Source organism: Arthrobacter sp. 3Tela_A (assembly GCF_049311025.1).
GTDB lineage: Bacteria > Actinomycetota > Actinomycetes > Actinomycetales > Micrococcaceae > Arthrobacter_B.
The window spans coordinates 1-22,866 of the sequence record NZ_JAXIOM010000060.1 but is presented as its reverse complement, the minus strand read 5'-3'; the positions used below and the strand labels follow the sequence as shown (position 1 = coordinate 22,866).

Annotated in this window: 19 protein-coding genes and 1 pseudogene; 9 read left to right on the top strand and 11 right to left on the bottom strand. The window is 66.7% G+C overall.

Going from position 1 to position 22,866, the window contains the following annotated elements; genetic code table 11:
* Positions 1 to 89: 89 nt before the first annotated feature.
* Together TVC13_RS15115 and TVC13_RS15110 are read right to left on the bottom strand one after the other, a co-directional pair.
* Positions 90 to 821, bottom strand: coding sequence for a FadR/GntR family transcriptional regulator (locus tag TVC13_RS15115; RefSeq protein WP_422402008.1), 732 nt, complete (start codon positions 819 to 821; stop codon positions 90 to 92).
* A 119-nt stretch (positions 822 to 940) separates the two neighbouring features.
* Complete coding sequence (locus TVC13_RS15110; protein WP_422402007.1) at positions 941 to 2,665, bottom strand: L-lactate permease; 1,725 nt, start codon at positions 2,663 to 2,665, stop codon at positions 941 to 943.
* Between the two features lie 192 nt (positions 2,666 to 2,857).
* On the opposite strand from TVC13_RS15110, the gene TVC13_RS15105 reads away from it, so the two are divergent.
* From TVC13_RS15105 to TVC13_RS15095, 3 genes and pseudogenes are all read left to right on the top strand, one after another.
* Entirely contained in the window at positions 2,858 to 3,658 is an 801-nt protein-coding gene (locus TVC13_RS15105) for a (Fe-S)-binding protein (protein ID WP_422402006.1), read from the top strand.
* A complete protein-coding gene (locus TVC13_RS15100) occupies positions 3,655 to 5,172 on the top strand; it encodes a LutB/LldF family L-lactate oxidation iron-sulfur protein (protein WP_422402005.1) in 1,518 nt (505 codons plus the stop codon). Before TVC13_RS15105 ends, TVC13_RS15100 begins: the two co-directional genes overlap by 4 nt.
* Positions 5,169 to 5,630 (top strand): annotated as a pseudogene (locus TVC13_RS15095) (LUD domain-containing protein); the annotation flags it as partial. The gene TVC13_RS15100 and the pseudogene TVC13_RS15095, both read left to right, overlap by 4 nt.
* A 312-nt stretch (positions 5,631 to 5,942) precedes the next feature.
* Here the strand turns inward: TVC13_RS15095 and ligM are convergent.
* Entirely contained in the window at positions 5,943 to 7,352 is a 1,410-nt protein-coding gene (gene ligM, locus TVC13_RS15090; RefSeq protein WP_422402004.1) for a vanillate/3-O-methylgallate O-demethylase, read from the bottom strand.
* A 195-nt stretch (positions 7,353 to 7,547) separates the two neighbouring features.
* Between ligM and TVC13_RS15085 the strand changes: the two genes are divergently transcribed.
* Entirely contained in the window at positions 7,548 to 8,537 is a 990-nt protein-coding gene (locus TVC13_RS15085) for an ABC transporter substrate-binding protein (protein WP_422402003.1), read from the top strand.
* Between the two features lie 93 nt (positions 8,538 to 8,630).
* On the opposite strand, the gene TVC13_RS15080 is transcribed toward TVC13_RS15085, so the two are convergent.
* The 3 genes from TVC13_RS15080 to TVC13_RS15070 all read right to left on the bottom strand — a co-directional run bounded on the left by TVC13_RS15080 (position 8,631) and on the right by TVC13_RS15070 (position 12,127).
* A complete protein-coding gene (locus TVC13_RS15080; RefSeq protein WP_422402002.1) occupies positions 8,631 to 9,479 on the bottom strand; it encodes a methylenetetrahydrofolate reductase in 849 nt (282 codons plus the stop codon).
* Positions 9,480 to 9,593: 114 nt separating this feature from the next.
* A complete protein-coding gene (locus tag TVC13_RS15075; protein WP_422402001.1) occupies positions 9,594 to 11,060 on the bottom strand; it encodes a DUF5129 domain-containing protein in 1,467 nt (488 codons plus the stop codon).
* Between the two features lie 29 nt (positions 11,061 to 11,089).
* On the bottom strand, positions 11,090 to 12,127 hold the full coding sequence (locus TVC13_RS15070; RefSeq protein ID WP_422402000.1) for an alpha/beta hydrolase: 1,038 nt from the start codon (positions 12,125 to 12,127) through the stop codon (positions 11,090 to 11,092).
* A gap of 115 nt (positions 12,128 to 12,242) precedes the next feature.
* On the opposite strand from TVC13_RS15070, the gene hpaH reads away from it, so the two are divergent.
* Both hpaH and TVC13_RS15060 read left to right on the top strand, forming a co-directional pair.
* Positions 12,243 to 13,028: a 2-oxo-hept-4-ene-1,7-dioate hydratase gene (gene hpaH / locus TVC13_RS15065; RefSeq protein ID WP_422401999.1), complete on the top strand. Its 786-nt coding sequence runs from the start codon at positions 12,243 to 12,245 to the stop codon at positions 13,026 to 13,028.
* Positions 13,013 to 13,831 (top strand): aldolase/citrate lyase family protein, encoded by an 819-nt coding sequence (locus TVC13_RS15060; RefSeq protein WP_422401998.1) that lies wholly within the window; start codon positions 13,013 to 13,015, stop codon positions 13,829 to 13,831. The genes hpaH and TVC13_RS15060 overlap by 16 nt, the downstream gene beginning before the upstream one ends.
* 75 nt (positions 13,832 to 13,906) lie before the next feature.
* Here TVC13_RS15060 and TVC13_RS15055 read toward each other — a convergent pair whose 3' ends face one another.
* From TVC13_RS15055 to TVC13_RS15045, 3 genes are all read right to left on the bottom strand, one after another.
* The gene (locus tag TVC13_RS15055) at positions 13,907 to 15,643 is read right to left on the bottom strand and encodes an L-lactate permease (protein ID WP_422401997.1); all 1,737 of its coding nucleotides are present in this window, start codon (positions 15,641 to 15,643) and stop codon (positions 13,907 to 13,909) included.
* 113 nt (positions 15,644 to 15,756) lie between these two features.
* Positions 15,757 to 16,296 (bottom strand): GNAT family N-acetyltransferase, encoded by a 540-nt coding sequence (locus tag TVC13_RS15050; protein WP_422401996.1) that lies wholly within the window; start codon positions 16,294 to 16,296, stop codon positions 15,757 to 15,759.
* Between the two features lie 41 nt (positions 16,297 to 16,337).
* Entirely contained in the window at positions 16,338 to 17,033 is a 696-nt protein-coding gene (locus TVC13_RS15045; RefSeq protein WP_422401995.1) for a YoaK family protein, read from the bottom strand.
* Between the two features lie 120 nt (positions 17,034 to 17,153).
* Here TVC13_RS15045 and TVC13_RS15040 point away from each other — a divergent pair, with 120 nt between their 5' ends.
* The 3 genes from TVC13_RS15040 (at position 17,154) to TVC13_RS15030 (ending at position 20,690) form a co-directional block, all read left to right on the top strand.
* A complete protein-coding gene (locus TVC13_RS15040; protein ID WP_422402009.1) occupies positions 17,154 to 18,968 on the top strand; it encodes a gamma-glutamyltransferase family protein in 1,815 nt (604 codons plus the stop codon).
* On the top strand, positions 18,937 to 19,632 hold the full coding sequence (locus tag TVC13_RS15035) for a GntR family transcriptional regulator (protein ID WP_422401994.1): 696 nt from the start codon (positions 18,937 to 18,939) through the stop codon (positions 19,630 to 19,632). The genes TVC13_RS15040 and TVC13_RS15035 overlap by 32 nt, the downstream gene beginning before the upstream one ends.
* Positions 19,633 to 19,727: 95 nt before the next feature.
* Complete coding sequence (locus TVC13_RS15030; RefSeq protein ID WP_422401993.1) at positions 19,728 to 20,690, top strand: L-lactate dehydrogenase; 963 nt, start codon at positions 19,728 to 19,730, stop codon at positions 20,688 to 20,690.
* Here TVC13_RS15030 and TVC13_RS15025 read toward each other — a convergent pair.
* Both TVC13_RS15025 and TVC13_RS15020 read right to left on the bottom strand, forming a co-directional pair.
* Complete coding sequence (locus tag TVC13_RS15025) at positions 20,687 to 21,700, bottom strand: nitrilase-related carbon-nitrogen hydrolase (protein ID WP_422401992.1); 1,014 nt, start codon at positions 21,698 to 21,700, stop codon at positions 20,687 to 20,689. The genes TVC13_RS15030 and TVC13_RS15025 overlap by 4 nt on opposite strands.
* 53 nt (positions 21,701 to 21,753) lie before the next feature.
* On the bottom strand, positions 21,754 to 22,866 hold a 1,113-nt coding region (locus tag TVC13_RS15020), incomplete at its 5' end, for an aldehyde dehydrogenase family protein (RefSeq protein ID WP_422401991.1).

Here is a 22,866-nt window from a genome sequence, read left to right as displayed (position 1 = left end):
GGCTGGGCGGGCTGCCTGCTTGGAACCGGGCACGGCAATAAGCCAGGCCCGGGCCCAGCCGGCCCGGCAACAAGCCAAGCCCGGGAGCCCTACCCCTCCGCAGCGGGAATCTGGGCGTAGAACCAGGTGATGTGCTCGCGCAGCCGGTCCGCGGCCAGCGCGCCGTCGCGGGCAGCAACGGAGTCGTAAATACCGTGGTGCTGCTCGCGCAGGGCGGCGAGGATTCGGGGCCAGTCGTCGAAGTTGTCCATGGCGTCTTTGACGTAGCCGCGGATTGCACCGCTGAGCGAGTCCATCATGGTTTCAATGACCGAGTTGCCGGCCAGGGAGCTGAGTTCCACGTGGAAGCGGGCGTCCAGGGTGTGGAAGGTGTCCCGGTCCAGGTCGGGGCGGTCCATGGCCTCGAGCAGGTCGCGGGCGCGGTCCAGAGCCGCCTGCTTCTCGGGGCTGTCCGGGGCGCCGGCGGCAGCCTGGGCAGCCCAGGTTTCAAGCAGCACACGGGTCTCCACGATGTCCTCCACGGACAGCCGGCTGCTGGCCATGTGCAGCCGGAGAGCTGAGGAAAGCCCGGCCGAGGGCTCGGAAACGATAATCGCACCGGACTTGGGCCCGGATCCGGAGGACGAGCGGAGCACTCCCATGGCGTCCAGGATCCGGATGCCTTCCCGGACGGAGGCGCGGGAAATGCCGTAGGTTTCCGCCAGCGTCCGTTCACCCGGCAGCTGGTCGCCGAGTTTGATGGCACCGGAGCGGAGATCGGCTTCGATGTTCTCCAGCAGCAGGTCATAGCTGCGGCGGGGCGGGAGGGAAGGAGAGGTCACTGCAATATCCTTGCACGGGCGCGGCGGGCGGTCGGTTTTGGTGTTCACACAGGAACAAAAAGGCGGCCCGGGAGAACCATAAAGGGATCTCCCGGGCCGCCCGTTCCTGGTTACGGACGTTACGGAAGCATCCAGCCCAGCACCGGGGTGGACTGCAGGAAGACGACGGTGCAGAGCACCAGCAGCAGGGCCACGCTCCAGCCCACCACCTTGCGCAGCAGGACCGATTCCTGGCCGTCCAGCTTCACCGCGGTCACGGCAATTGCCAGGTTCTGCGGGCTGATCAGCTTGCCCACGACGCCGCCGGTGGTGTTCGCAGCCACCAGCAGGTTGGGATCGATTCCGGCTTCAAGGCCGGCGGTCTGCTGCAGCCGCGCGAACAGGGCGTTGGCGGAGGTGTCGGAGCCGGTGACGGCCGTACCCACCCAGCCGAGCACGGGGGAGAGGAACGCGAAGAACGCACCCGTTCCGGCCAGCCAGGTTCCGATCGAAACCGTCTGTCCGGAGAAGTTCATGACGTACGCCAGGGACAGGACGGACAGGATGGTCAGACCGGCCCAGCGCATGTTCCACACGGTGCGGCCAATTTCGGCCACACCGTTGCCAACGGTCATCTTGTACCGGCCGCCGTCGTCGAACTTGGAGTAGACGAAGGAGACGATCAGGCCCGTGATCAGCAGCAGCGTGCCGGGAGTGGAGAGCCAGTTGAAGGTGTAGATCGTGGAAGAAACAGGCTCGCCGGCGGCGTCCACCAGACGTTCGTGCAGGATCGGCCACGGCACCTTGATGTCGGTGGATGCGAGGAAAGCGGGAATGTCCACGCCGATCTTCCAGAGCTTGGCGATGCCGAAGATGATAATCACCAGGAAGTACGGGAACAGTGCCAGCCAGGTACGGGAGCCGGTCAGCGAGTTTTCGTCGCGCACGCCAGCGGAGCCGGAACCGGAAGCAGCACCCGGGGCACCGGATCCCGCCATGGCCATGGCAGGCAGTCCCATGCGGACCCGCGCACCCTCCAGGCCGCGCGGCTGCCAGAAGCGCAGGAACACCACGGCAGCACCCAGGCCGGCGAGGGCCGCCACGATGTCGGTCAGTTCGTAGGAGAAGAAGGTGGAGCACAGCACCTGGGCTCCGGCGAAGGCAACACCGGTCACGACGGCGGCGGGCCAGGTTTCCTTGATGCCGCGGAAGCCGTCCAGGATAAAGACCAGGATCAGGGGAACCACGACGGCGAGCAGCGGAGCCTGGCGGCCCACAACGGCACCGATGTGGTCGGCGTCGAGGCCCGTGAGGTTGGCGGCCGTGGTGATCGGAATGGCCATGGCGCCGAAGGCAACCGGGGCGGTATTGGCTACCAGCACTGCGGCCGCGGCCTTCATCGGCTTCAGGCCCAGGGCAACCAGCATGGTGGCGGTGATGGCCACGGGAGCACCGAAACCTGCCAGTGCTTCGAGCAGGCCGCCGAAGCAGAAGGCCACCAGGATCGCCTGGATGCGCACGTCGCCGCCGCCAATCACGTCGAAGACGCGGCGCAGGTCCTCAAAGCGCCCGCTCACCACGGTCACCTGGTACAGCCAGATCGCCATGATCACGATCCACACCACGGGGAACGCGCCGAAGACCGCGCCCTGGGAGGCGGACAACAGGGCCAAGCCGGCAGGCATCTTGAAGGCCCAGATGGCGACGGCGATCGCCACCAGCAGTGACAACCCGCCAGCGACGTGGGCCTTAACCTTCACAAAGGCCAGCAGGATGAAGAACGTGAGCAGGGGGATAAGCGCCACGATGGCGGATGCGGCAACGCTGCCGAACACCGGATCAGTGGTGGCGGTGAAGTGATCCACGGGGGACCTCCGGGGGTATGAACTGACGGGAAGTTGGTCAGACCACAATGGTCAGACCATGGAACTCTAGCGCACTTCCACGCCGCGTGTGATCATGGCCACCCGCCCCGGGGTTGGTTGGTGTGCTGCACGCAACGTGCCTAGTATGGTCTGACCACACGAGCTTCGGGGCATCCCCGCTGAGAGGCACCCATGAGAATTGCACTATTTGCCACCTGCATCGTGGATGCGATGTATCCGCGGACAGCCCGCGCCACCGTCTCCATTCTGGAGCGGCTGGGACACGAAGTGGTGTTCCCGTCCGGCCAGGCCTGCTGCGGCCAGATGCACGTCAACTCCGGCTACCTGCCCGAAGCCGTGCCCGTGGTCCGCAACCACGTTGAGGCCTTTGACCCGGCAGGGTACGACGTCGCCGTCGCACCTTCCGGTTCCTGCGTCGGCTCGGTGAAGCACCAGCACCCGATGGTTGCCCGCTCTGCCGGGGACAAGGATCTGGAAGCCCGGGCCGAGGCCGTGGGCGCCCGGACCTACGAACTCTCCGAACTGCTGACCGACGTCCTGGGCATCACCAACGCTGCCGAGCAGCTCGGTTCCTGGTTCCCGCACAAGATCACCTACCACCCCAGCTGCCACGGGATGCGCCTCCTTCGCCTGGGCGACCGGCAGCTGAACCTGCTGCAGAGCGTGGGCGGGATTGAAGTCGCCGAGCTCCCGCAGGCAGACCAGTGCTGCGGCTTCGGTGGAACCTTCTCGCTGAAGAACGCGGACGTTTCCTCCGCGATGCTTGAAGACAAGGCAGCCAACATCAAAGCCACCGGCGCTTCGCTGTGCTCCGGGGGTGACGCGTCCTGCCTGCTGCACATCGGCGGCGGACTCTCCCGCGAGGGCAGCGACGTCACCACCCTGCACTTCGCCGAGATCCTCGCCAGCACCAAGGAGAACCCGGTGTCCATCACCGGGGACGTCCTGGTCAGCGGAAAGGCTGTCCGATGAGCACTTACCTGGGCATGCCCACCCTGCCGGTGTACGGCCGGGGCAACCTCAACGCCGTCGACTCCTTTCCGACGGCGGCACGCCGGGAACTGGGCAACGCCCAGCTTCGTGCCAACCTGGAACACGCCACGCACACCATCCGGGACAAGCGCCTGCGCGTCGTCGGTGAACTGCCGGACTGGGAAGACCTGCGCAACGCCGGCAGCGCCGTCAAGGAATCCGTCATGGCGCGGCTGCCCGAGCTGCTGGAGGAGTTCGAAAAGAACTTCACCGCCCGCGGCGGCATCATCCACTGGGCCCGTGACGCAGACGAAGCGAACGAGATTGTCCGCGACCTGATCCGCGCCGAGAACGTGGAGGAGGTGGTCAAGGTCAAGTCCATGGCCACCCAGGAAATTGGCCTGAACGAGTACCTCGAAGAGCAGGGCATCGCAGCCTTCGAAACCGACCTCGCGGAACTGATCGTCCAGCTGGACCATGACAAGCCCAGCCACATCCTGGTGCCGGCGATCCACAAGAACCGCTCCCAGGTGCGGGAAATCTTCCTGCGTGAGATGCCGGGCGTGGATCCGGAGCTCACCAATGAGCCGGCCAAACTGGCCGAGGCCGCCCGCTCCCACCTCCGGCGCAAGTTCCTCTCCGCCAAGGTCGCCATTTCCGGCGCGAACTTCGCCATTGCCGAATCCGGTACCCTGGCCGTCGTTGAATCTGAGGGCAACGGGCGCATGTGCCTGACGCTGCCGGAAACACTGATCACCGTGATGGGCGTGGAGAAGCTGCTGCCGGCCTGGAGTGACCTGGAAGTCTTTATGCAGCTGCTTCCCCGGTCCTCAACCGGGGAACGGATGAACCCCTACACCTCGCTGTGGACCGGAGTCACCGAGGGTGATGGTCCGCAGAACGTGCACCTGGTGCTGGTGGACAACGGCCGCAGCGCCGCACTGGCGGATGAAATGGGCCGCTCGGCCCTGCACTGCATCCGCTGCAGCGCCTGCATGAACGTCTGCCCGGTCTACGAGCGCACCGGCGGGCACGCCTACGGCTCCACCTACCCGGGCCCGATCGGTGCGATCCTCTCCCCGATGATGACCGGCATCAAGAGTGAGGAAAACAGCTCCCTGCCCTACGCCTCCTCACTGTGCGGTGCCTGCTACGACGCCTGCCCGGTGAAGATCAACATTCCGGAGATCCTGGTCCACCTTCGTTCCGTGGATGTGGAGAGCAAGCGCGCCAAGAAGGTTCCCACCCAGATGGACCTGCTGATGAAGGGTGCCTCCTGGGCGTTCTCCCGCGGCCGGAACCTGGGCCTGCTGGAGAAGGGCCTGCCGCTGGGCAAGCTGGCTGCCGGGCGGAAGCGCAAGATCACCAAGCTGCCCGGCATTGCCGCCGGCTGGACACAAAGCCGGGACATTCCGGCACCGCCCGCCCAGTCCTTCCGGGACTGGTGGGCCAAGGAGCACGAGGACAGCAGGCCGGCCGCCGGCACAGCGAACCAGGGGGAAAACCAGGCATGAGCGCACGTGAAGAAATCCTGGAACGCCTCCGCGGCGCCCTGAAGGACGCACCCGCTGTCCCGGAGGTGCCCCGCACCTACCGCACCGCCGTCGACGCCCCCGAGGCCGAACGCATCAGCGTGCTGGTGGACCGGCTCGAGGACTACAAAGCCGGGGTCACCGTGGTGGACGAGGCCGGCGTTGGGCCCCGGATCGCGGAACTGCTCGACGGCGCCGCCAGCTACGTGGTGCCCGCCGGGATCGAGGAAACCTGGCTGGACGAGGCCGAAGCAGCCGGAGCAGGCCGGCGGCGCAACGACTCCCGCACCGAGCCGCTCAGCGTCACGGAACTGGACAACACGGCCGCCGTCGTCACCGGCAGCGCGGTTTCCGTGGCTGAAACCGGAACTATCATCCTGGACGGCAGCGAAGGCATGGGCCGGCGCGCCATCTCCCTGATCCCGGACCACCACGTGTGTGTGGTGCGGGCCTCGGACATCACCATGATCCTTCCGGAGGCGCTGCGGCGCCTGGACGGCACCCGGGCCCGGGCCGGGGGGCGGGGGGCCCCGGGCCCCCCCCCCCCCGCCTCCCCGGGGCCCGCGGGCCGAGCGCCACCAGCGACATTGAGCTTGAACGAGTCGAAGGCGTACACGGTCCTCGCACCCTGGACGTCATCATCGTTCGCAGCTGAACCGGTTCACACTAAACCGGCACAGCTAAACCGAAGGAGGCCGGACCGTTGGGGGGACCGGCCTCCTTCGAGGATCAGTTTTGGGGTTCAGTGCGGCCTAGGCTCCGGTGTATCCGGTCCGCCAGCCGCCCTTGTAGTCCTTCCGCACGGTCTCGGAATACGGGACCGGGCTAACCACCGCGCGCACCTCCAGCTGGCGGTGCGGCTCCACCGTGGTCTTGGCGGTGCCGCCGTCGGGCTCACCCCAGACCACCCGCAGCTCGCTGCCCTCAGGCACATCCGGGTTCACCGTTGCCAGGGACAGGCCGCGGCGCTCATTGGCCGAGTAGCCGGTGAACATTGAAACACCCACCACGTTGCCGTCGGCGTCGATCACTGAGTCGTAGTTCGAGGACCCGTAGTTGGCCAGCGGCAGGTCGAAATACTTGTACGGCGTCTGCTCCGTGTCCAGCTGCGAGGTGAAGATCCGGCCCAGGTCCTCCGGGTTCCAGGCGAGGGTCACCTTGCGGCGCTGCGCGGCCGGATCCATGGCCTCGAGTGCCTCGCGGCCAATGAAGTCATGGTCGAACTTCACGAAGGAGCCGTAGCCCAGTTCCCAGGGAGTGAGGTAATAGTCCTCGATGTCCTCGGAGACAAAGCTGCCGGCGACGGCGTTGGTCGCCTCATAGCTGTCCGACCCCAGCCATTCGCGGTACGGCCGCAGCCGTTCGTCGGTGTAGACCGCAGGCAGCGGCGAAGGAATCCAGCCGGATTCAAGTGTGTTCGAGGGGTACGCGCGTGCCCCCACGGCGGCCATGCCAAACTCGGCGCCGGCTTCCATAAGCCGGTCGCGGACCTTGTCGTAGGAGGCATAGTCGCCCCAGATTTCCAGGCCGGGCGCACCTGCCATACCGTGCCGGAGCGTACGGACCCGTTCACCGCTGATGCTCATGGTGTCCATATTGAAGAACTTCAGCTGCTCCAGGGAGCCGCCGTTGACCTTCTCGATGATGTCCCAGGCATTGGGGCCCTGGATCTGGAACCGCCAGTAGCGCCGGTTCACCGGCTTGCCCATGGGGCGCGACGGCGAGCGGCGGTCCACCTCGATCTCCAGGTTGTACCCACCGGTTTCGGCGTTGAACAGCAGCCAGTTCGCGGCCGGGGCGCGGCCGACGTAGACGTATTCGTCTTCTTCCTGGTGGAAGAGGATGCCGTCGCCGATCACGTGGCCGGACGGCGTCGTCGGCACGTACTGCTTGGCTTTGTTGACGGGGAAGTTTGCCACCGAGTTGATGGCCGTGTCGGAGATGAGCTTCAGGGCATCGGGGCCCTTGATGAACACGTTGTCCATATGGTGGGACTGGTCGAACAGCACTGCGGTTTCGCGCCAGGCGCGCTGCTCGCTGCGCCAGTTGGTGAACTCGGGTGCGACGACCGGGTAAATGTACGCGCCGATCTGGGAGTTCCGGAGCAGGTCGACGACTCCCTCGGACGCATCCAGGACTTCCTGCAGATTCTTTGGTGCCACGGTGAACCTCTGTTTCTGTCGGACGGGGATCCGGCCCAAAGCCGGTGCCGCCGACTCTATATCTATGGACATAGGTAAGTCGAGGGTCTTTGCGGTGGGGAAAGCAGATGCCTAGTCAATGCCTATCAGGATAGTTATTGTGGGCTGCATCACATCTGCGGTACGGCTCGACCGTGCCCGAACGAGAGGCACACCATGAGGAAACTGCTGGCGGCAGCGGCAACGGCGGCGCTGCTTGGCCTGACGGCCTGCGGATCGGGATCGCTGACATCGGGGGAGGAGTCGGCATCCGCCTCCGCGTCCGGGGGAGCTGAGGGACTGACTCCCATCGAAGTAGGCGTCATCCCCATCGTGGACGTGGCACCCATCTATCTGGGCGTGCAGGAAGGGTTGTTCGAAGACGAAGGCCTGGACGTTACGCTCACCCTGGCCCAGGGCGGGGCCGCGATCGTCCCGGCGGTCACGGCGGGCCAGATGGACTTCGGATTCTCCAACATCACCTCCATGATTGTGGGCCGTTCCAAGGGCCTGCCCGTAAAGATGGTTGCTCCCGGAGGCAGCTCCACCGGTGATACCGACGCAGACTTTGCCTCCGTCATGACCCTGCCGGATTCGGGCATTAAGACGGTCACGGACCTGGCCGGCAAGAAGGTCGGCGTGAACACGCTGAACAACATTTCCGACTCCACCATCTCGGAGGCGGTCAAGCAGGCCGGTGGGGACTACGAGAGCATTGAGTTTGTTGAAATCCCGTTCCCCGAACTCTCCGGGCAGCTGGCGGCCGGGACGGTGGACGCGATTGCCGCCGTCGAGCCCTTTGTGACGATTGCCGGAGCAGACGGCGCCGTGCCGGTGTTCTCCAACTATGCCGAGCCGGTGGATGACCTGACCGTGGCCGTCTATTTCACCTCGGATGAGTATGTGCAGGAGAACCCGGAGATTGTGGAGAAGTTTACCCGGGCGATGATTGCCTCGCAGGAATTCGCGGAACAGAACCCGGACAAGCTGCGGGCAGTGCTGCCCACGTACACCTCGCTGCAGCCTGAAGTGATCGAGCAGCTGACCCTTCCGCGGTACGCCACCGAGGTCAACCGCGCATCGGTCGAGGAAGTGGCCCGGATTTCCCAGGACCGGGGTCTGGTGGATGAACTGCCCAACATGGAGGAGCTCCTGCCCCAGGACTAGCACCCTGTCTTACTTAACTTCGGGTTCGCTCCGCTTTGTGCTTTTCGCTCCGCCACGCGGCGGAGCGAAGGTTACAAAGCGGAGCGGATCTGTTTAATAGCCGCGGAAACCGCGTACCCACTCCGCGGTGGGACGCAGCCCGCCAAAGGTGTAGAAGTGCAGCTGCACCACACCGTGCCGGCCCGGATCGTGTTCTGCGGCCAGGTCGCGCAGGAAGCGGTCCGGGCCCGCGGTGCCCAGCAGGTTGGTCAGTGAAAAACCGTATTTCTGTGCGATGGAGGCGGAGGTGCCCACGCCGAAGCGGCGGGCGTAGCCCAGCAGCCGCTTGATTCCGGCCGGTCCCGGCACTCCGATCCGCACCGGAACGGTGATGCCGCGGCCGCGCAGCTCCTCGCACCAGGCCAGCACCGGGGCAGTGTCAAAGCCGAACTGGGTGATGATGGACGCTTCCAGCCCTTGCTCCTGGACCGCAGCCAGCTTTTGTTCCAGCGCAGACCACAGGGTCTGTTCATCGATGTCCGGGTGGCCCTCCGGATATCCGGAGATACTGATATGCCTGGCGCCGTGGGCTGCCGGAAGCCCGGAGGCAATCACGGCCAGCGAATCGGCGTACGGGCCCATTGGCTCGGCCGGATCCCCGGCCACCACAAACACGTTCTCCACAGCTCCGGCGTCGGACAGGGCGCCCAGGAACTTCTCCAGCTCAGCCGCAGACCCCAGCCGCCGGGCGGAAATGTGAGGCACCGGGATGTGTCCGGCGGCCCTGACCGCTGCCGCGGCGGCCAGTCGCATCGGCAGGTCCTCGTTGCCCAGGAACGTCACATTGATCCGGGTTCCGGCGGGCAGGACACCCTGCGCCTCAGCCAGGGCAGGAACATCTTTCCCGGTCATTTCCAGCGAGAAGTCATCCAGCAGTGAAGAGGCGGGGTCCACGGGGTTCATGCCGAACACCCTAGCCAGCGGGCTGTGTGGTGTCCACGGTCCGGGCCGCAGTGTCCGCAGGCCGGCGGAGCGGTCCGAGCCCGGTGGAACGGGCCGAACCGGCAAAGCGGAACCCTAGAACCGTGACGAGCTGCCTGAACCGCTGAAGCTGCCGCCGCTCGCGCCGTAGCCGGTGGATGATCCGGAGGAAGCGGAGCTGCGGGCGGACTCGATCTTGCTGGTGCCGGTCTGCACCCCGGCGTTGAAGGAGGCCACGCTCCAGAAATAGTTCGGGTAGGCAGTGTCCAGGATGCCGGGCCGGTAGCCGTTCCGGTAGCGGCGGGTGCGGGTACGCTCATTCTCCAGGGCTTCGCGCATCAGTTTCTTTTCGGAACTGTCTTTCGCAGCCTTCTCAATGACCGTCTCGGAGTGGTTTTTCAGCAGCTCGGCGAGCTCCCGGCCGGAGTCGCGGATGACATCGAGGGCTGCCTCAGGAGTAACGGTTCCGTCTGCCAGCCCGGCTGCCGCAGACTTCAGCCGTCGAACACATTCAGTCCGGAACGCGAGCAGTGCGGCAGCGGTTGCGGAGCCGCCGGTCTTGTCCTTCTCAAACAGGTCTTCAAGCTTGTCCAGTTCCTCCAGCAGCGGGACAGCCTGCCGGTCCCACGCCGCCTGCCAGCCCGGGCCCATGTTCAGCAGGGTGTTGGTGTCCGCTATGACGTCGTCGATGCCGTCCAGCGCGGCTGCCAGCTCGGCGAACTCCTCCACCGGCTTGCGTGCGCTGGACCGTTTGAGGTCCTTGTCCGTGAAGGACCGCACGGTGTTCCCCAGCTCCGTGGCCATGTTGTAGCGGGTGCGGAAAGTGCGGTGCTCTTCCAGGACCTTGGCGCCGTAGCGGGAGGTCTCGGGGATGGTGTGGGCATTCAGTTCGGTGGCGTCCAGGTCCATGCTGACGCTGGCGTAGGACTTTTCGCCGGCCGCAATGAGCTCACGGTTGGTCTTCAGCCGGCTGCGGCGCACCAGCACCACAGCCACCCACACGCCGCCGGCCAGCAGCAGGGCTGCGCCGCCCAGGAACCAGACGAACGGGTCCTGGTACCAGGGCCGGTTGATCAGCTTCGCGGCCTCTTTCACCCCGGCAATCGTGCCGTCTGTCCACTGTGCGTCTGCAAACAGCTCCTTGGCTGCGTCCTGGATCTGCGCGGCGTCGCTGCTTTCAACCTTCCGGTCCTCACCGAAGTAGGTGCCGATCCAGCGCCCTTCCGGGTCCAGGGTAAAGATGAAGAGCCCATCGGCCCACTTCTGGCCGTCAGCGCTGATCCACTCCGGGTGCTCCTCCCGGGCGAAGCGGAGGGTCTCCTCATTCATGACGGTGTCGCCATCCTCGTACTCGGCGTTCGGGTCACCGCGGTAGGTGTAGATCGCAACGGTCGTCGGGTCGCGGAACTGGATTTCCTCGAGGGCCGGAAGCAGAGTGTTCTGATCCAGGACGCCGGCAGTGTCCTCAACGACAATGTCCACCGGCTCGACGGCGGAGGCCGGAGATGCCGGGACAGCCAGGGCCAGGAAAGCGGTAAGGATGATCAGGAGGACTCTGCGCATTTACGTTTCCTTGTGTTTGGCGTGTTTGGCTAAACGGGCGGTCGATCGGCCGGGCGGGCAATCACGGTATCCAGGAACGCTGCCGTCTCTTCGAGGACAGCACGTGCTTCCGGCCGGGAAAAATGGAACTGGGCTTCATGCGGCAGGGCAGGCGAGAGGTCCTGCGGCCAGAATCTGGCAGTCACGGGCACACCCAGTTCCCGGAGCCGGTCGGCGAAGGGCACCGACTGCTGCAGGGTCAGCCCGTCTCCATTTCCTCCGCTGATGAACGCCGGCGGAAACGCCCCGGTGGCGTTGGAAATGACTGACATCTGCTTCGCGGCGGCACTGCCGGCAAACCGACGCCTGCCGGTGTAGGCCCAGAGGGCTGTCCGGAAGCCCCAGCCCAGGATGCCCGTAAGCCGGCCCATAGCTTCCAGATCGTAGACGCCGCAGTGCAGGACCGCCGCGCGGAGGTGGCCGGCCGGAAGGGCCGGGGTGAACCCCAGTGCAGCGGCGTACGCGGGGGAGGTCACGGCAGCACTGAGCTGGGAGGCAAGCTGCGCGCCTGCGGAATCCCCGGCCAGGACCACCCGTTCCATGTCCAGTCCGTAGCTGCCGGCCCGTTTCTGCAGGAAGGCCACTGCGGCGTCGAGTTCATGCAGCGCCTGCGGGTAACGGCTCCCCGGGGCCACCGAGTAGTCAACCCCGACGGCGGCGTATCCGCGGGCGGCGAGCATCCGCAGGTACGGGGCCACATCATGGCGCGATCCGGAAATCCAGGCGCCGCCGTGCACCCAGACGATCACCGGGATGCTCGGGTCCTGCGGCGTGTGGCCCGGGGGAAGGAAGAGGTCCAGCTGCCGGGTGCCGCCGTCGGCCTCATAGTCCAAGCCCAGGTGCTCGCTCACTGCGGGGGCATGGGGGCGCATCTGGCGCACCAGCTGCTGTGCCCCGCGGTAAAAGACGCCCCGGATCAGCAGGGCTGCCGGCCACGGGGTCAGCCAGAAGGCAGCGCCCGCGGCAGCCGCAGCAGCAGCCGCCGCCGTCGGGAGGGGACGCAGTTTGAGGGCAGGGTGGAAAGGCACATTCTCAGCGTAATGGAGCCGCTACTTTTTCACGGGAATGTGTCCTGGATCATATACAATCCATTTCAGCCGTAAGGATCGGACCAGTGTTCCCCCGAAAGTGGTGCAGTAAAGCGTGCTCGATAAACAGACCATAAAAAAGATCGCCGATGAGCTGGTGGCGGCGGGTGCCAACCGCACCCCCGTACCCCGCCTGACCGCGCGGTATCCGGACATGACCGTTGAAGACTCCTACGCCGTGCAGGCCTTGTGGAGCAGCCGGATGCAGGAGCAGGGACGGAAGCTGGCCGGCCGCAAGATCGGCCTGACCTCCAAGGCCATGCAGGATGCCACCGGGATCACCGAGCCGGACTACGGCGTCATCTTCGACAACATGATCCTGGAGAACGGCTGCACCGTGCAGTGGGATGCCTACACGCATCCGCGCATCGAAGTGGAGCTGGCCTTTGTGCTGGGCAAGCCGCTCTCCGGCCCGAACTGCTCCATCTTCGACGTCCTGGATGCCACGGAGTATGTGGTTCCGGCGCTTGAAATCCTGGACTCCCGGATCGAGATGGAAGGCCGCACCATTGTGGACACCATCGCGGACAACGCGGCCATGGGCGCCATGGTGGTGGGCGGGCGCCCGGTCAAGGTGGACGAGGTCGATCTCCGCTGGATCTCCGCCCTGCTGTACAAGAACCAGACCATCGAGGAAACCGGCGTGGCAGCAGGCGTGCTGAATCACCCGGCCGCCGGCGTCTACTGGCTGGCAAACAAGATCGCCGCACACGGTGCCGGCCTCGGCGCCGGTGAAATCATCCTGGCCGGTTCCTTCACCCGCCCCATGTGGGTGCACAAGGGTGACACCGTCCATGCCGACTACGGACAGCTGGGGTCAGTGACATGCCGTTTCGAGTAGAACCTTCCGCCGACTTCAAATCCGTCCTGGGCAACGGACACCGGGCGCAGGTGGGCATGTGGGCCTGCACCGGAAACCCGCTCCTTGCCGAAATCTGCGCCGGATCCGGCTTTGACTGGCTGCTGATCGACGGCGAGCACAGCATCAACTCCCTGGAGTCCATCAGCACCCAGCTGCAGGTGGTTGCTGCTTATCCGATTCACCCGGTGGTCCGGGTTCCCGCCAATGACACCGTGATGATCAAGCAGTACCTGGACCTGGGGGTCCAGAACCTGATCGTCCCCATGGTGGACAACGCGGAGCAGGCCGCACAGGCAGTTGCCGCCGTGAGGTATCCGCCCCACGGGGTCCGCGGCGTCGGCAGTGCTCTGGCGCGGGGGTCGCGCTGGAACCGGATCGAGGGATACCTGCAGCGGGCCGAAGAGACCATCACGCTGCTGGTGCAGGTTGAAACCGCCGAAGCCGTGGCCAACGTGGCGGAGATCGCCGGAACCGAAGGCGTGAGCGGCATCTTTATCGGCCCTTCGGATCTCGCCGCCTCAATGGGGCATCTGGGCCAGCAGGACCACCCGGAGGTGGCCGGCGCCGTCGAGCACTGCATCCGCGTTGCCAACGAACTCGGTGTGCCCGTGGGCGTGAATGCCTTCGTGGAAGCTACGGCCCGCCGCTACCTCGACGCCGGAGCGGACTTCATCGCCGTGGGTGCGGATGTAGCGATGCTCGCCCGCGCTTCGGAGGCGCTGGCCGCGAAGTTCCTGCCGCAGGGCTCCGAGCCGTCCGGTTCCACTCCCGCCAGCTACTAGCCACGACCCTCCCGCCGAGAGGCCAGTTACGGCTCGTTTCAGCGCTCAAAAGAGCCGTAACTGGCCTCTCGGCGGCTAGGGGAGCATCCAGCTGAGCACCGGCGTGGACTGCAGGAACACGATCACGCACAGCGCCAGCAGCAGGGCCACGCTCCAGCCGAAGACCTTGCGCAGCAGCACGGACTCCTGCCCGCTCATGTTCACCGCCGCGGCCGCGATGGCCAGGTTCTGCGGGGAAATCAGCTTGCCCATCACACCGCCGCCGGTATTGGCTGCGATCATCAGTTTCGGATCCAGCCCGGCGGCGGCACCGGCCGTTTCCTGCAGCCGCGCGAACAGGGCGTTGGCGGAGGTGTCCGATCCGGTAACGGCGGTGCCGATCCAGCCCAGCACCGGCGAGAGGAACGCGAAGAACGCGCCGGTCGCTGCCAGCCAGGTGCCGATCGAGACGGTCTGTCCGGAGTTGTTCATAACGTAGGCCAGGGCCAGGACGGCCAGGATGGTCAGCGCCGCGGACGTCATCCGGCGGGCAGTCGTCCAGATTTCCCTCACCGCGCCGCCCATGCTGAGCGGATACCGTCCCTTGTCATCAAAACGTGAATAGACGGCGGCAACGATGAGTCCGCTGATAAGCAGTAGGGTTCCGGGACTGATCAGCCATTCGAAGTTGTAGACCGTGGAGGACAGCCGCTCGCCGCTGGCATCGAGCAGGGCATCGTGCAGCACCGGCCAGGGGATCTCTATGCTGGTCCGCGCCAGCACCTCAGGGACGTTGATGCCCAGCGTCCACAGATTGACGAACCCAAAAACCACAATCACCAGGACATACGGAAAGAGCGCCATCCAGGCCCGCGAGGGGGTCAGCGCATCTGTCGCAGTATCCGTGGCCGCACTGCCGACTTCAGCTTGTCCGCCGCCGGCCGGTGTCCAGCCCGCGGACTTGGCGGCGGCAAGTTCGCCCTGCATCCGCTCGGCTGCCTGCTCTCCGCCGCCCGGATGCCAGAAGCGCAGGAACCCGACGGCGCCCACCATCGCGACCAGGGACGCCACAATATCCGTGAGCTCGTAGGAGAAGTAGTTCGAGCACAGGAACTGGAACACGGAGAATACGACGCCGGTAAACAGTGCCACCGGCCAGCACTCCCGCAGCCCGCGCCGCCCGTCCAGGATAAAGAGCAGCACCAGCGGGATGAGGAAGGCCAGCAGCGGAGTCTGCCGGCCGACGACGGCGCCAATCTCGTCTCCGGTGTAGCTGGTGAGGTTTGCCGCCGTCGTAATGGGAATGGCCAGTGCGCCGAAGGCGACGGGGGCTGTGTTGGCGACCAGCACGGCCGTGGCGGCGCGGACCGGGGCGATCCCGAGTGCCAGCAGCATGGTCACTGTGATCGCGACGGGCGCACCAAACCCCGCCAACGCCTCCAGCAGCCCGCCGAAACAGAACGCCACCAGGATCGCCTGAACCCGCAGATCTCCGCCGCCTACCCGGTCAAAGACCCGGCGCAGATCCTCGAACCGCCCGCTGCGCACCGTCACCTCATACAGCCAGACCGCCATGATGATGATCCACACCACCGGGAACAGGCCAAACGCCGCACCCTGCGTCGCGGACAGTACGGCCAGCCCCACGGGCATGCCAAAGCCGACGACGGCGATCACCAGGGCGGTGAGCAGCGCCCACGCTCCGGCGATGTACGCCTTGGTCTTCGCGAAGGCCAGCAGCAGGAAGAACACCAGCAGCGGCACCAGCGCGAGCAGTGCGGAGAGTGCAACGCTGGATCCGACCGCATCGGTGGTGGGGGTGAAGCTCTCCATGGGACCCTCCGTGCCTTGCGCCGCTGGGGCCCGGGCTGCGGAGGAAAGCGGCAGCGGGGCCGGAGACTGGCTTCGGGAGTGACGGAAAAAGCGCTGTTTCCAGAGTAGGAGCGCTACCAGCCCTTGGCGAGATAGATGTCCAGATAGGCGCCCCGGTCCACGTCAAGGTCCTCGCGGCGCTCCAGTCCTGCAGCCAGGGCCGTGCGCTGGGAACCGATGTTGTCCACCGACGTGTAGGCGACCACCGGCAGCCCGGGCAACAGGTCCCCGGCCAGGCGCACTGCCTCCAGGGCTCCTTCGGTCGCCAGCCCCTGGCCCCAAACCTCGGGGGAGTAGCGGTAGTAGAGGTTCAGGGCCGGCCGGCCCCGGATGATGCGGTGCGAAACCCCGGTGAAGCCAATCAGCCGGCCGGGTTCTTCCGGTGAAAAGACTGCCCAGACACCAAAGCCGTGGCGGTACCAGTGCTGCCGGATCTCGTGGAACGTGCGGGCCGAGGACGCCCGGGTGACGGTGGAAGGCACCGGATGGTGCACGTTGGTGCGCGGGTCAGTGTGCAGCTCCACCGCCGCTGCCTCATCCCGTGCCTCAGGCCGGCACAGCAGCAGCCGCCGCGTGCGCACAGGGGTCCAGTCCCCGGTTTTCTGCTCCAGCATGGCCACCACTGTAAACCCGTGTGCTCCTTCCTGCAGCGGTGTCAGGCCACGGCGCGGGTCTCGCGGTGGTGGCGCACGTAGCCGAACACGGCCACCGCCGTGGAAATCGCAGCCGAGAAAGCCAGTCCCAGCCACAGGCCCACATTCAGGGCGGCGGCACCGGCCACGGCTCCGGCCAGGATCAGCGCAATTGCCAGCGCCCGGCGTGCCCAGAATTTCCCGTCTCCGCCGGCCAGCCGCGAATCCGAAGCCAGCCCGGTAATCGTGGAGGTGACGACGACGGTGGTCACCTCAGCGACCTTCAACCGCTTGGCCGTTGCCGCCTGGATGCCCATCAGCGTGGCCATGGACGAGGTGGTGATGCTGCCGAGAACGTCGTTCGCCTGCACGTCCACCACCGCGGTGAACACAGCCAGGGCCGTAATCCCGGAGGCCACGAGCATCAGTGCCGCGGATATGCGCCCGGACCATCCTTCCGGTCCGCGGCGAAGCATCCGACCGGCCAGTGCGGCGCCGAGCATAAAGAACACCAGGGCCAGGGCCGGGCGCAGGATCGGCAGGTCTGCACCGCCGGCAAAGGCCATGCCCAGGAGCACCACGTTGCCGGTCATGTTCCCGGTGAAGACGTTATCCAGACCGAGATAGCCGACGGCGTCGATCACCCCGGTGGAGAAGGTCAGCGCCAGCATCAACCACAGATGCACCCGCTCGGTGGGCACGGAATTGAGGCGTTTCATGGGCTTCCCTTTCCTAGGTAATCCCGCCTAATGTATACGAAACAGACTGAGGCGTGGGTTTTGTATTCAATTTGGTTCGTAACGCGTCGCATCGCCACCGCATCGAACGAAAGCGAAGCCATGTCCTTCACCGCCCCCGGCCCCTTCACCACCAGACCCACCCTGCAGGGAACGTTCGGGATGAGCGCGTCCACGCACTGGCTGGCCACGGCCGCCGCGCAGTCAGTGCTGGAACGGGGCGGCAACGCGTTCGACGCCGCCGCGGCAGCCGGGTTCGTTCTGCACGTCGTTGAACCGCACCTCAACGGCCCCGGCGGTGACCTCACCGGCGTCTTCGCCACCGCGGAGAACCCGTCCGAACCGGTGGTCCTGATGGGCCAGGGGAGCGCGCCGGCAGCTGCCACCCGCGAACACTACCTGGCCGAAGGACTGGAACTGGTCCCGGGATCGGGCGCCCTCGCGGCTGCCGTTCCCGCCGCCGTCGACGCCTGGCTGCTGCTGCTGCGCGACCACGGCACCTGGGAACTGGGGGACGTGCTGGCCTACGCCGCCGGCTACGCCCGGAACGGGCACCCCGTGCTGGCCCAGGTCGGCCGGACGGTAGGGCAGGTGGCCCGGCTCTTTGAGGAACACTGGCCCACTTCCGCGCAGCTGTGGATGCCCGAAGGCCGGCCGCCGGCAGAAGGCGAAATGATCAAGAACCCCGCCTACGCCGATGTGCTCCAGCGGCTCGCCGCAGCCGGGGACACGGCAGACACGCGGGAGGATCGGATCGACGCCGCCCGCCGGGAATGGAGCTCGGGGTTCGTGGCCCAGACGGCAGCAGACTTCGCCGCCAAACCGCACCGCCACTCCTCCGGAACGGACCACGCCGGAGTCATCACGGCGGCGGACTTTGCCGGCTCCGAAGCCGGGTATGAGCCGGCCGTTACGTTCGAATTCCGCGGCTACACCATCGCCAAGACCGGGCCCTGGGGCCAGGGGCCGGCGTTGCTGCAGACCCTCGCGATCCTGGACGGATTCGCCGACGAATACCTTGACCCCTCCACCGAACTCGGCATCCACACCATCCTGGAGGCGCAGAAACTCGCGATCGCTGACCGCGAGGCGTACTACGGAGACAGCCACGTGCCGCTGGAGTATCTGCTGAGCGAAGAGTACGCGGCGCAGCGCCGGGAACAGATCACGCCGCTGGCGTCGCTGGACTTCCGCCCCGGGCATGTGCCCGGCCACAGCCCGTTCCAGCCCCCGCTGCGCACCGAATACGTGCCGCCGGCACTGGCAGGCGGCGGCGCCGGGACGGCCGACGGGACTGGGGAACCAACCGTCTCACCCACCGGGGAAACCCGCGGGGACACCTGCCACGTGGACGTGGTGGACCGCTGGGGCAACATGGTCTCGGTGACTCCGTCCGGCGGGTGGCTGCAGTCCTCCCCGGCCATTCCGGAACTGGGTTTCTGCCTCGGCACCCGGCTGCAGATGACGTGGCTGGAAGAGGGTGCGCCGTCCACCCTGCAGGCCGGAAAGCGGCCCCGGACCACGCTGACTCCCACCCTGGTCCTGAAGGACGGGCAGCCGGTTGCCGCGCTTGGCTCACCCGGCGGTGACCAGCAGGACCAGTGGCAGCTGCTCTACCTGCTGCGCACCATCGTGGGCGGCTACACCCCGCAGCAGGCCATAGACGCCCCGGCCTTCCACACCACTTCCCTGCCCGGCTCCTTCTGGCCGCGCACCTGGACCCCGGGCGGCGCCGTCGTCGAAGACCGGCTGGGCACCGAGGTCATCGAGGCGCTCGCCGAGCGCGGCCACGCAGTGACCCGGGCGGGGGACTGGGCGCTGGGCCGTCTCTCCGCAGTGGTACGCGACCCGCAGACCGGCGTGCTGATGGCAGCAGCCAATCCGCGTGGGGCGCAGGGCTATGCCGCCGGCCGCTGAGCCGGCCGGCGAACCGGGCATCAGCACCCGGATCCGGCAGGACATTATCCGCGGCGTCCTGGCACCGGGAGCCAAGATCACCGAGGCCGCGCTGGCTGCCCGGTACGGCTCCTCCCGGGTGCCGGTGCGTGAAGCGCTGCGGGCCCTGGCCGCCGAAGGTTTTGTTGAATCCCGCCCGTACGCCGGATCCCGGGTGGCCCGGCTGGAACCCGGGGAAGCCGGAGACCTGTTCGACGTCCGGATGGCCGTGGAAGGCGCGACGGCGCGGCGCGCGGCTGAGCGGGCCGCGCGGCAGGCCTCAGCCGGCACCCCGGATCCGGACTGGTGGGCGGCCCGCCGGCGGCGCGGGGAGGTCCTGGCCGCCGGGGATTCCGCCGCGGCGGAGGGACGGCTGGACGCCCTGCCGGAGCTGAACCTGGGCTTCCACTCCGGGATCGCGGAACTGGCGGACAGTGCCTCCCTGCAGGCTCTGCTGGCCCAGCTGGCCGGCAAGATCGAATGGCTCTACGCCTCCGACGTGGGGTTCCGCGGACGGGACTCCTGGGCTGAGCACCGGCCCATCCTGGCAGCGGTGGACGCGGGCTCTGCGCTGCAGGCCCAGGAGCTGATGCGTGCCCACATCCAGCGGTCCAAGGAGTCCTTCCTCAGCCGTTTTGCGGACTGAACCGGGGGCTGCACAGGCAACCGTTCCGTGGCCGCGGATCGGAATCTATAGTGCCATGTAGGGGGATTCTCCTACTGTGAGCGGGGCTCTACGTCATGGCCAACATCACCACCAGACCAGTCACCAAGCTCGGGATCGTCGGGGCAGGAAGCGTCGGCACGGCGCTGGCCTACGCCGCCCTGATCCGTGAAGCGGCACGGGAAATCGTCATCTATGACATTGACGCCACGCGGGCCGAGGCAGAGGCCCTCGACCTGTCCCACGGCACCCAGTTCACCGGCGCGAACACCGTGGCCGGCGGCGGCAGGATTGAGGCATTGGCCGGGTCAGACGTGATTGTCGTGACCGCCGGCGCCCGCCAGAAGCCGGGCCAGAGCAGGCTGGACCTGGCGGCCGCCAACGTGCGGATCATGGAAACCCTGATGCCGCAGCTGATGGAACAGGCGCCCGAGGCCGTTTACATCCTGGTCACCAACCCGTGTGACATCCTCACCGTGGCGGCGCAGAAAATCGCCGGGCTGCCGCCGAACCGCATCTTCTCCTCCGGCACGGTGCTGGACACGTCACGGCTGCGCCTGCTGGTGGCACGGATGGCACATGTGCTGATGAGCAGCGTGCACGCCACCATCATCGGTGAACACGGGGACAGCGAGTTCCCGGTCTGGTCCAGCGCCACCATTGGCCCGGTGCCGATCCGGGAATGGACCATCAGCGGCCGCCAGGTTTTCACCGATGAAGTGCTGGCGTCCATCACGGACGACGTCGTCAACGCCGCCTACAAGGTGATCGAGGGCAAGGGCGCCACGAACTACGCGATCGGCCTGGCCGGAGTGCGGATCGTGGAGGCGGTCTTCCAGGCGGAAAATGCCGTCCTTCCGGTCTCGGCCCTGCTGCGCGGCGTCCACGGAATCTCCGGCGTCGCGCTCTCCCTGCCCTCGATTGTGGGTTCGGGCGGGGTGTACAAGATGCTGGAGATGCCCCTGGACGATCGGGAGACACAGCTCCTGCAGAATTCGGCGGAGACCCTGAAGCAGAACCTGGCCTCGCTGGGAATCTAGAAAACCACCCGGTCCCGTTCCGGCTGGAGGGACCGTCCGGATTCTGCCGCAGGAGCGGATGGGTGTTTCTGCGCCGTCTGCGTGAGCGCTCCGTAGGTTTCCGGCCGGCGGGACTCCAGGAACGGGAAGAGTTCCAGCCAGTGGGAACGCTGGTCCAGCTCAAGGTCCGCGACCAGCACGGCGGATTCATCCCGCGGTGCCTGGACCAGGATCCGTCCGTACGGGTCGCAGATGAAGGAAGATCCGTAGAAGGTCAGGTTTCCTTCGTTGCCCCAGCGGTTGGGCACCACCATAAACAGCCCGTTGGCGATTGCGTTGCCCACAATGACTTTCTGCCACAGCGGCTGCGTATCGAAATCGGGGAAGTCCGGTTCGGAACCAATCGCCGTGGGATACACCAGCACCTCGGCTCCGCCCAGGGAATAGAGCCGCGCCAGCTCGGGGAACCACTGGTCCCAGCAGGTCGGCAGGCCCAGCCGGGCGCCGTCCAGCTCGGCCACGGCGTGCACCGGATAGGGATCTCCGGCGGCCGGGCCGGGCCGGAAGTACTGTGCCTCGTGATACCCCTCCGACGCCGGAATATGCAGCTTGCGGGTCCGCCCCAGCAGCTGCCCGTCGGGGGAAACCAGGATGGCCGTATTCAGTCCCAGCCCGTCCGCGGCGTCGGCACGTTCAAACAGTGAGGCATGGACGCAGACGTCGTGCCGGCGGGCGGCCTCCGCAGCGAAAGCGAAGGTCGGCCCGCCGGTGAGGTCTTCGGCCAGTTCAGCCGGCGGCCCGTCCGGGAAGGTGTCCGCCGGGTAGCGGGACAGGGTCAGCTCGGGCAGGAAGACAGCGGCGGCCCCCTGGTCGGCTGCCCGGGCAATCCCGTCATTGAGTTCGGCCATCAGGGCCGCCGGGTCGGGCTGCCAGCGGTGCTGGACCACCCCCACCCGCAGGCAAGGCCTGGACCTGGCCCGGGTGGCGGCAGCCGGCGAGCGCAGCGCACCGGTACGGGTGATTTCTATCATTGGAAACCTCCGGAAAAGGGATGCGGTGGGCGGCGCTTTTCTTTGAAAGCTGGTCAGCGCTCCTTGAAGACCGTGTCCTGCCATTCCTTGTGGGCGGCAGTATCGCGGCTCATCATCACGTGCTTGACGTTGGTGTATTCCTCGAAGGAGTACACGGACATGTCCTTGCCGAACCCGGAGGCCTTGTAGCCTCCGTGCGGCATTTCGGACACGATCGGAATGTGGTCGTTCACCCATACGCAGCCGGCGGCGATTTCCTCGCTGGCCCGCAGGGACCGGTTCAGGTCCCGGGTCCAGGCCGAGGCCGCCAGCCCGTAGGGGGTGTCATTGGCCAGGGCAATGCCCTCTTCGTCGGAGTTGAACGGCAGGACCGTGAGCACCGGACCGAAGATCTCGTCCTGCACAATCTCCGAGTCCTGCGCAGCACCGGTAACCAGGGTGGGACGGTAGTACGCGCCTGCGGCGAGGTCGCCGCCGGGGGCTTCCCCGCCGGCCAGGATCCGGGCACCGGATTCACGGGCCCGGTTCACGAACCCGGCCACCTTGTCCCGGTGGGCGTGGCTGATCAGCGAGCCAAGGTCCGTGTCCGGATCCGTGGGATCCCCCACGACGACGGCGTCCATGAGTTCGGCGACCCGTGCGGTGAAGGCGTCGAACAGCGGGGCCTGGACGTAGGCGCGGGTCGCTGCGGTGCAGTCCTGCCCGCCGTTGATGATCGCACCGGCCACCGCACCATGGGCGGCGGCTTCGACGTCGGCGTCGTCAAAGACCAGGAACGGTGCCTTGCCGCCAAGCTCCAGGTGCACACGCTTGGCGGTCTGCGCGGCCATGGCCATGATCCGGCGGCCGACGGCGGTGGAACCGGTGAAGGAGGTCATGGCAACGTCCGGGTGGGTCACCAGCGCTTCGCCGGCGACCGGGCCGGAGCCGGTGACGATGTTGATGACACCGTCCGGGATCCCTGCCGCGGCTGCTGCCTCGGCGAAGATCAGGGACGTGCCCGGGGTGAGTTCGCTGGGCTTGAGCACAATCGTGTTGCCGGCGGCAATGGCGGGGAGGATCTTCCAGCCGGCCATCTGCAGCGGGTAGTTCCACGGTGAAATTGAACCGATCACGCCGATCGCTTCGCGGCGGATCATGGAGGTGCCGCCGGCGCCGTATTCGCC

Coding starts and splice junctions, on each gene's coding strand:
- TVC13_RS15040 (WP_422402009.1), top strand. CDS start 17,154: ATGTCCTTCACCGCCCCCGGCCCCTTCACCACCAGACCCACCCTGCAG.
- TVC13_RS15100 (WP_422402005.1), top strand. CDS start 3,655: ATGAGCACTTACCTGGGCATGCCCACCCTGCCGGTGTACGGCCGGGGC.
- TVC13_RS15085 (WP_422402003.1), top strand. CDS start 7,548: ATGAGGAAACTGCTGGCGGCAGCGGCAACGGCGGCGCTGCTTGGCCTG.
- TVC13_RS15060 (WP_422401998.1), top strand. CDS start 13,013: ATGCCGTTTCGAGTAGAACCTTCCGCCGACTTCAAATCCGTCCTGGGC.
- TVC13_RS15055 (WP_422401997.1), bottom strand. CDS start 15,643: ATGGAGAGCTTCACCCCCACCACCGATGCGGTCGGATCCAGCGTTGCA.
- TVC13_RS15025 (WP_422401992.1), bottom strand. CDS start 21,700: ATGATAGAAATCACCCGTACCGGTGCGCTGCGCTCGCCGGCTGCCGCC.
- TVC13_RS15105 (WP_422402006.1), top strand. CDS start 2,858: ATGAGAATTGCACTATTTGCCACCTGCATCGTGGATGCGATGTATCCG.
- TVC13_RS15075 (WP_422402001.1), bottom strand. CDS start 11,060: ATGCGCAGAGTCCTCCTGATCATCCTTACCGCTTTCCTGGCCCTGGCT.
- TVC13_RS15045 (WP_422401995.1), bottom strand. CDS start 17,033: ATGAAACGCCTCAATTCCGTGCCCACCGAGCGGGTGCATCTGTGGTTG.
- TVC13_RS15080 (WP_422402002.1), bottom strand. CDS start 9,479: ATGAACCCCGTGGACCCCGCCTCTTCACTGCTGGATGACTTCTCGCTG.
- TVC13_RS15030 (WP_422401993.1), top strand. CDS start 19,728: ATGGCCAACATCACCACCAGACCAGTCACCAAGCTCGGGATCGTCGGG.
- TVC13_RS15050 (WP_422401996.1), bottom strand. CDS start 16,296: ATGCTGGAGCAGAAAACCGGGGACTGGACCCCTGTGCGCACGCGGCGG.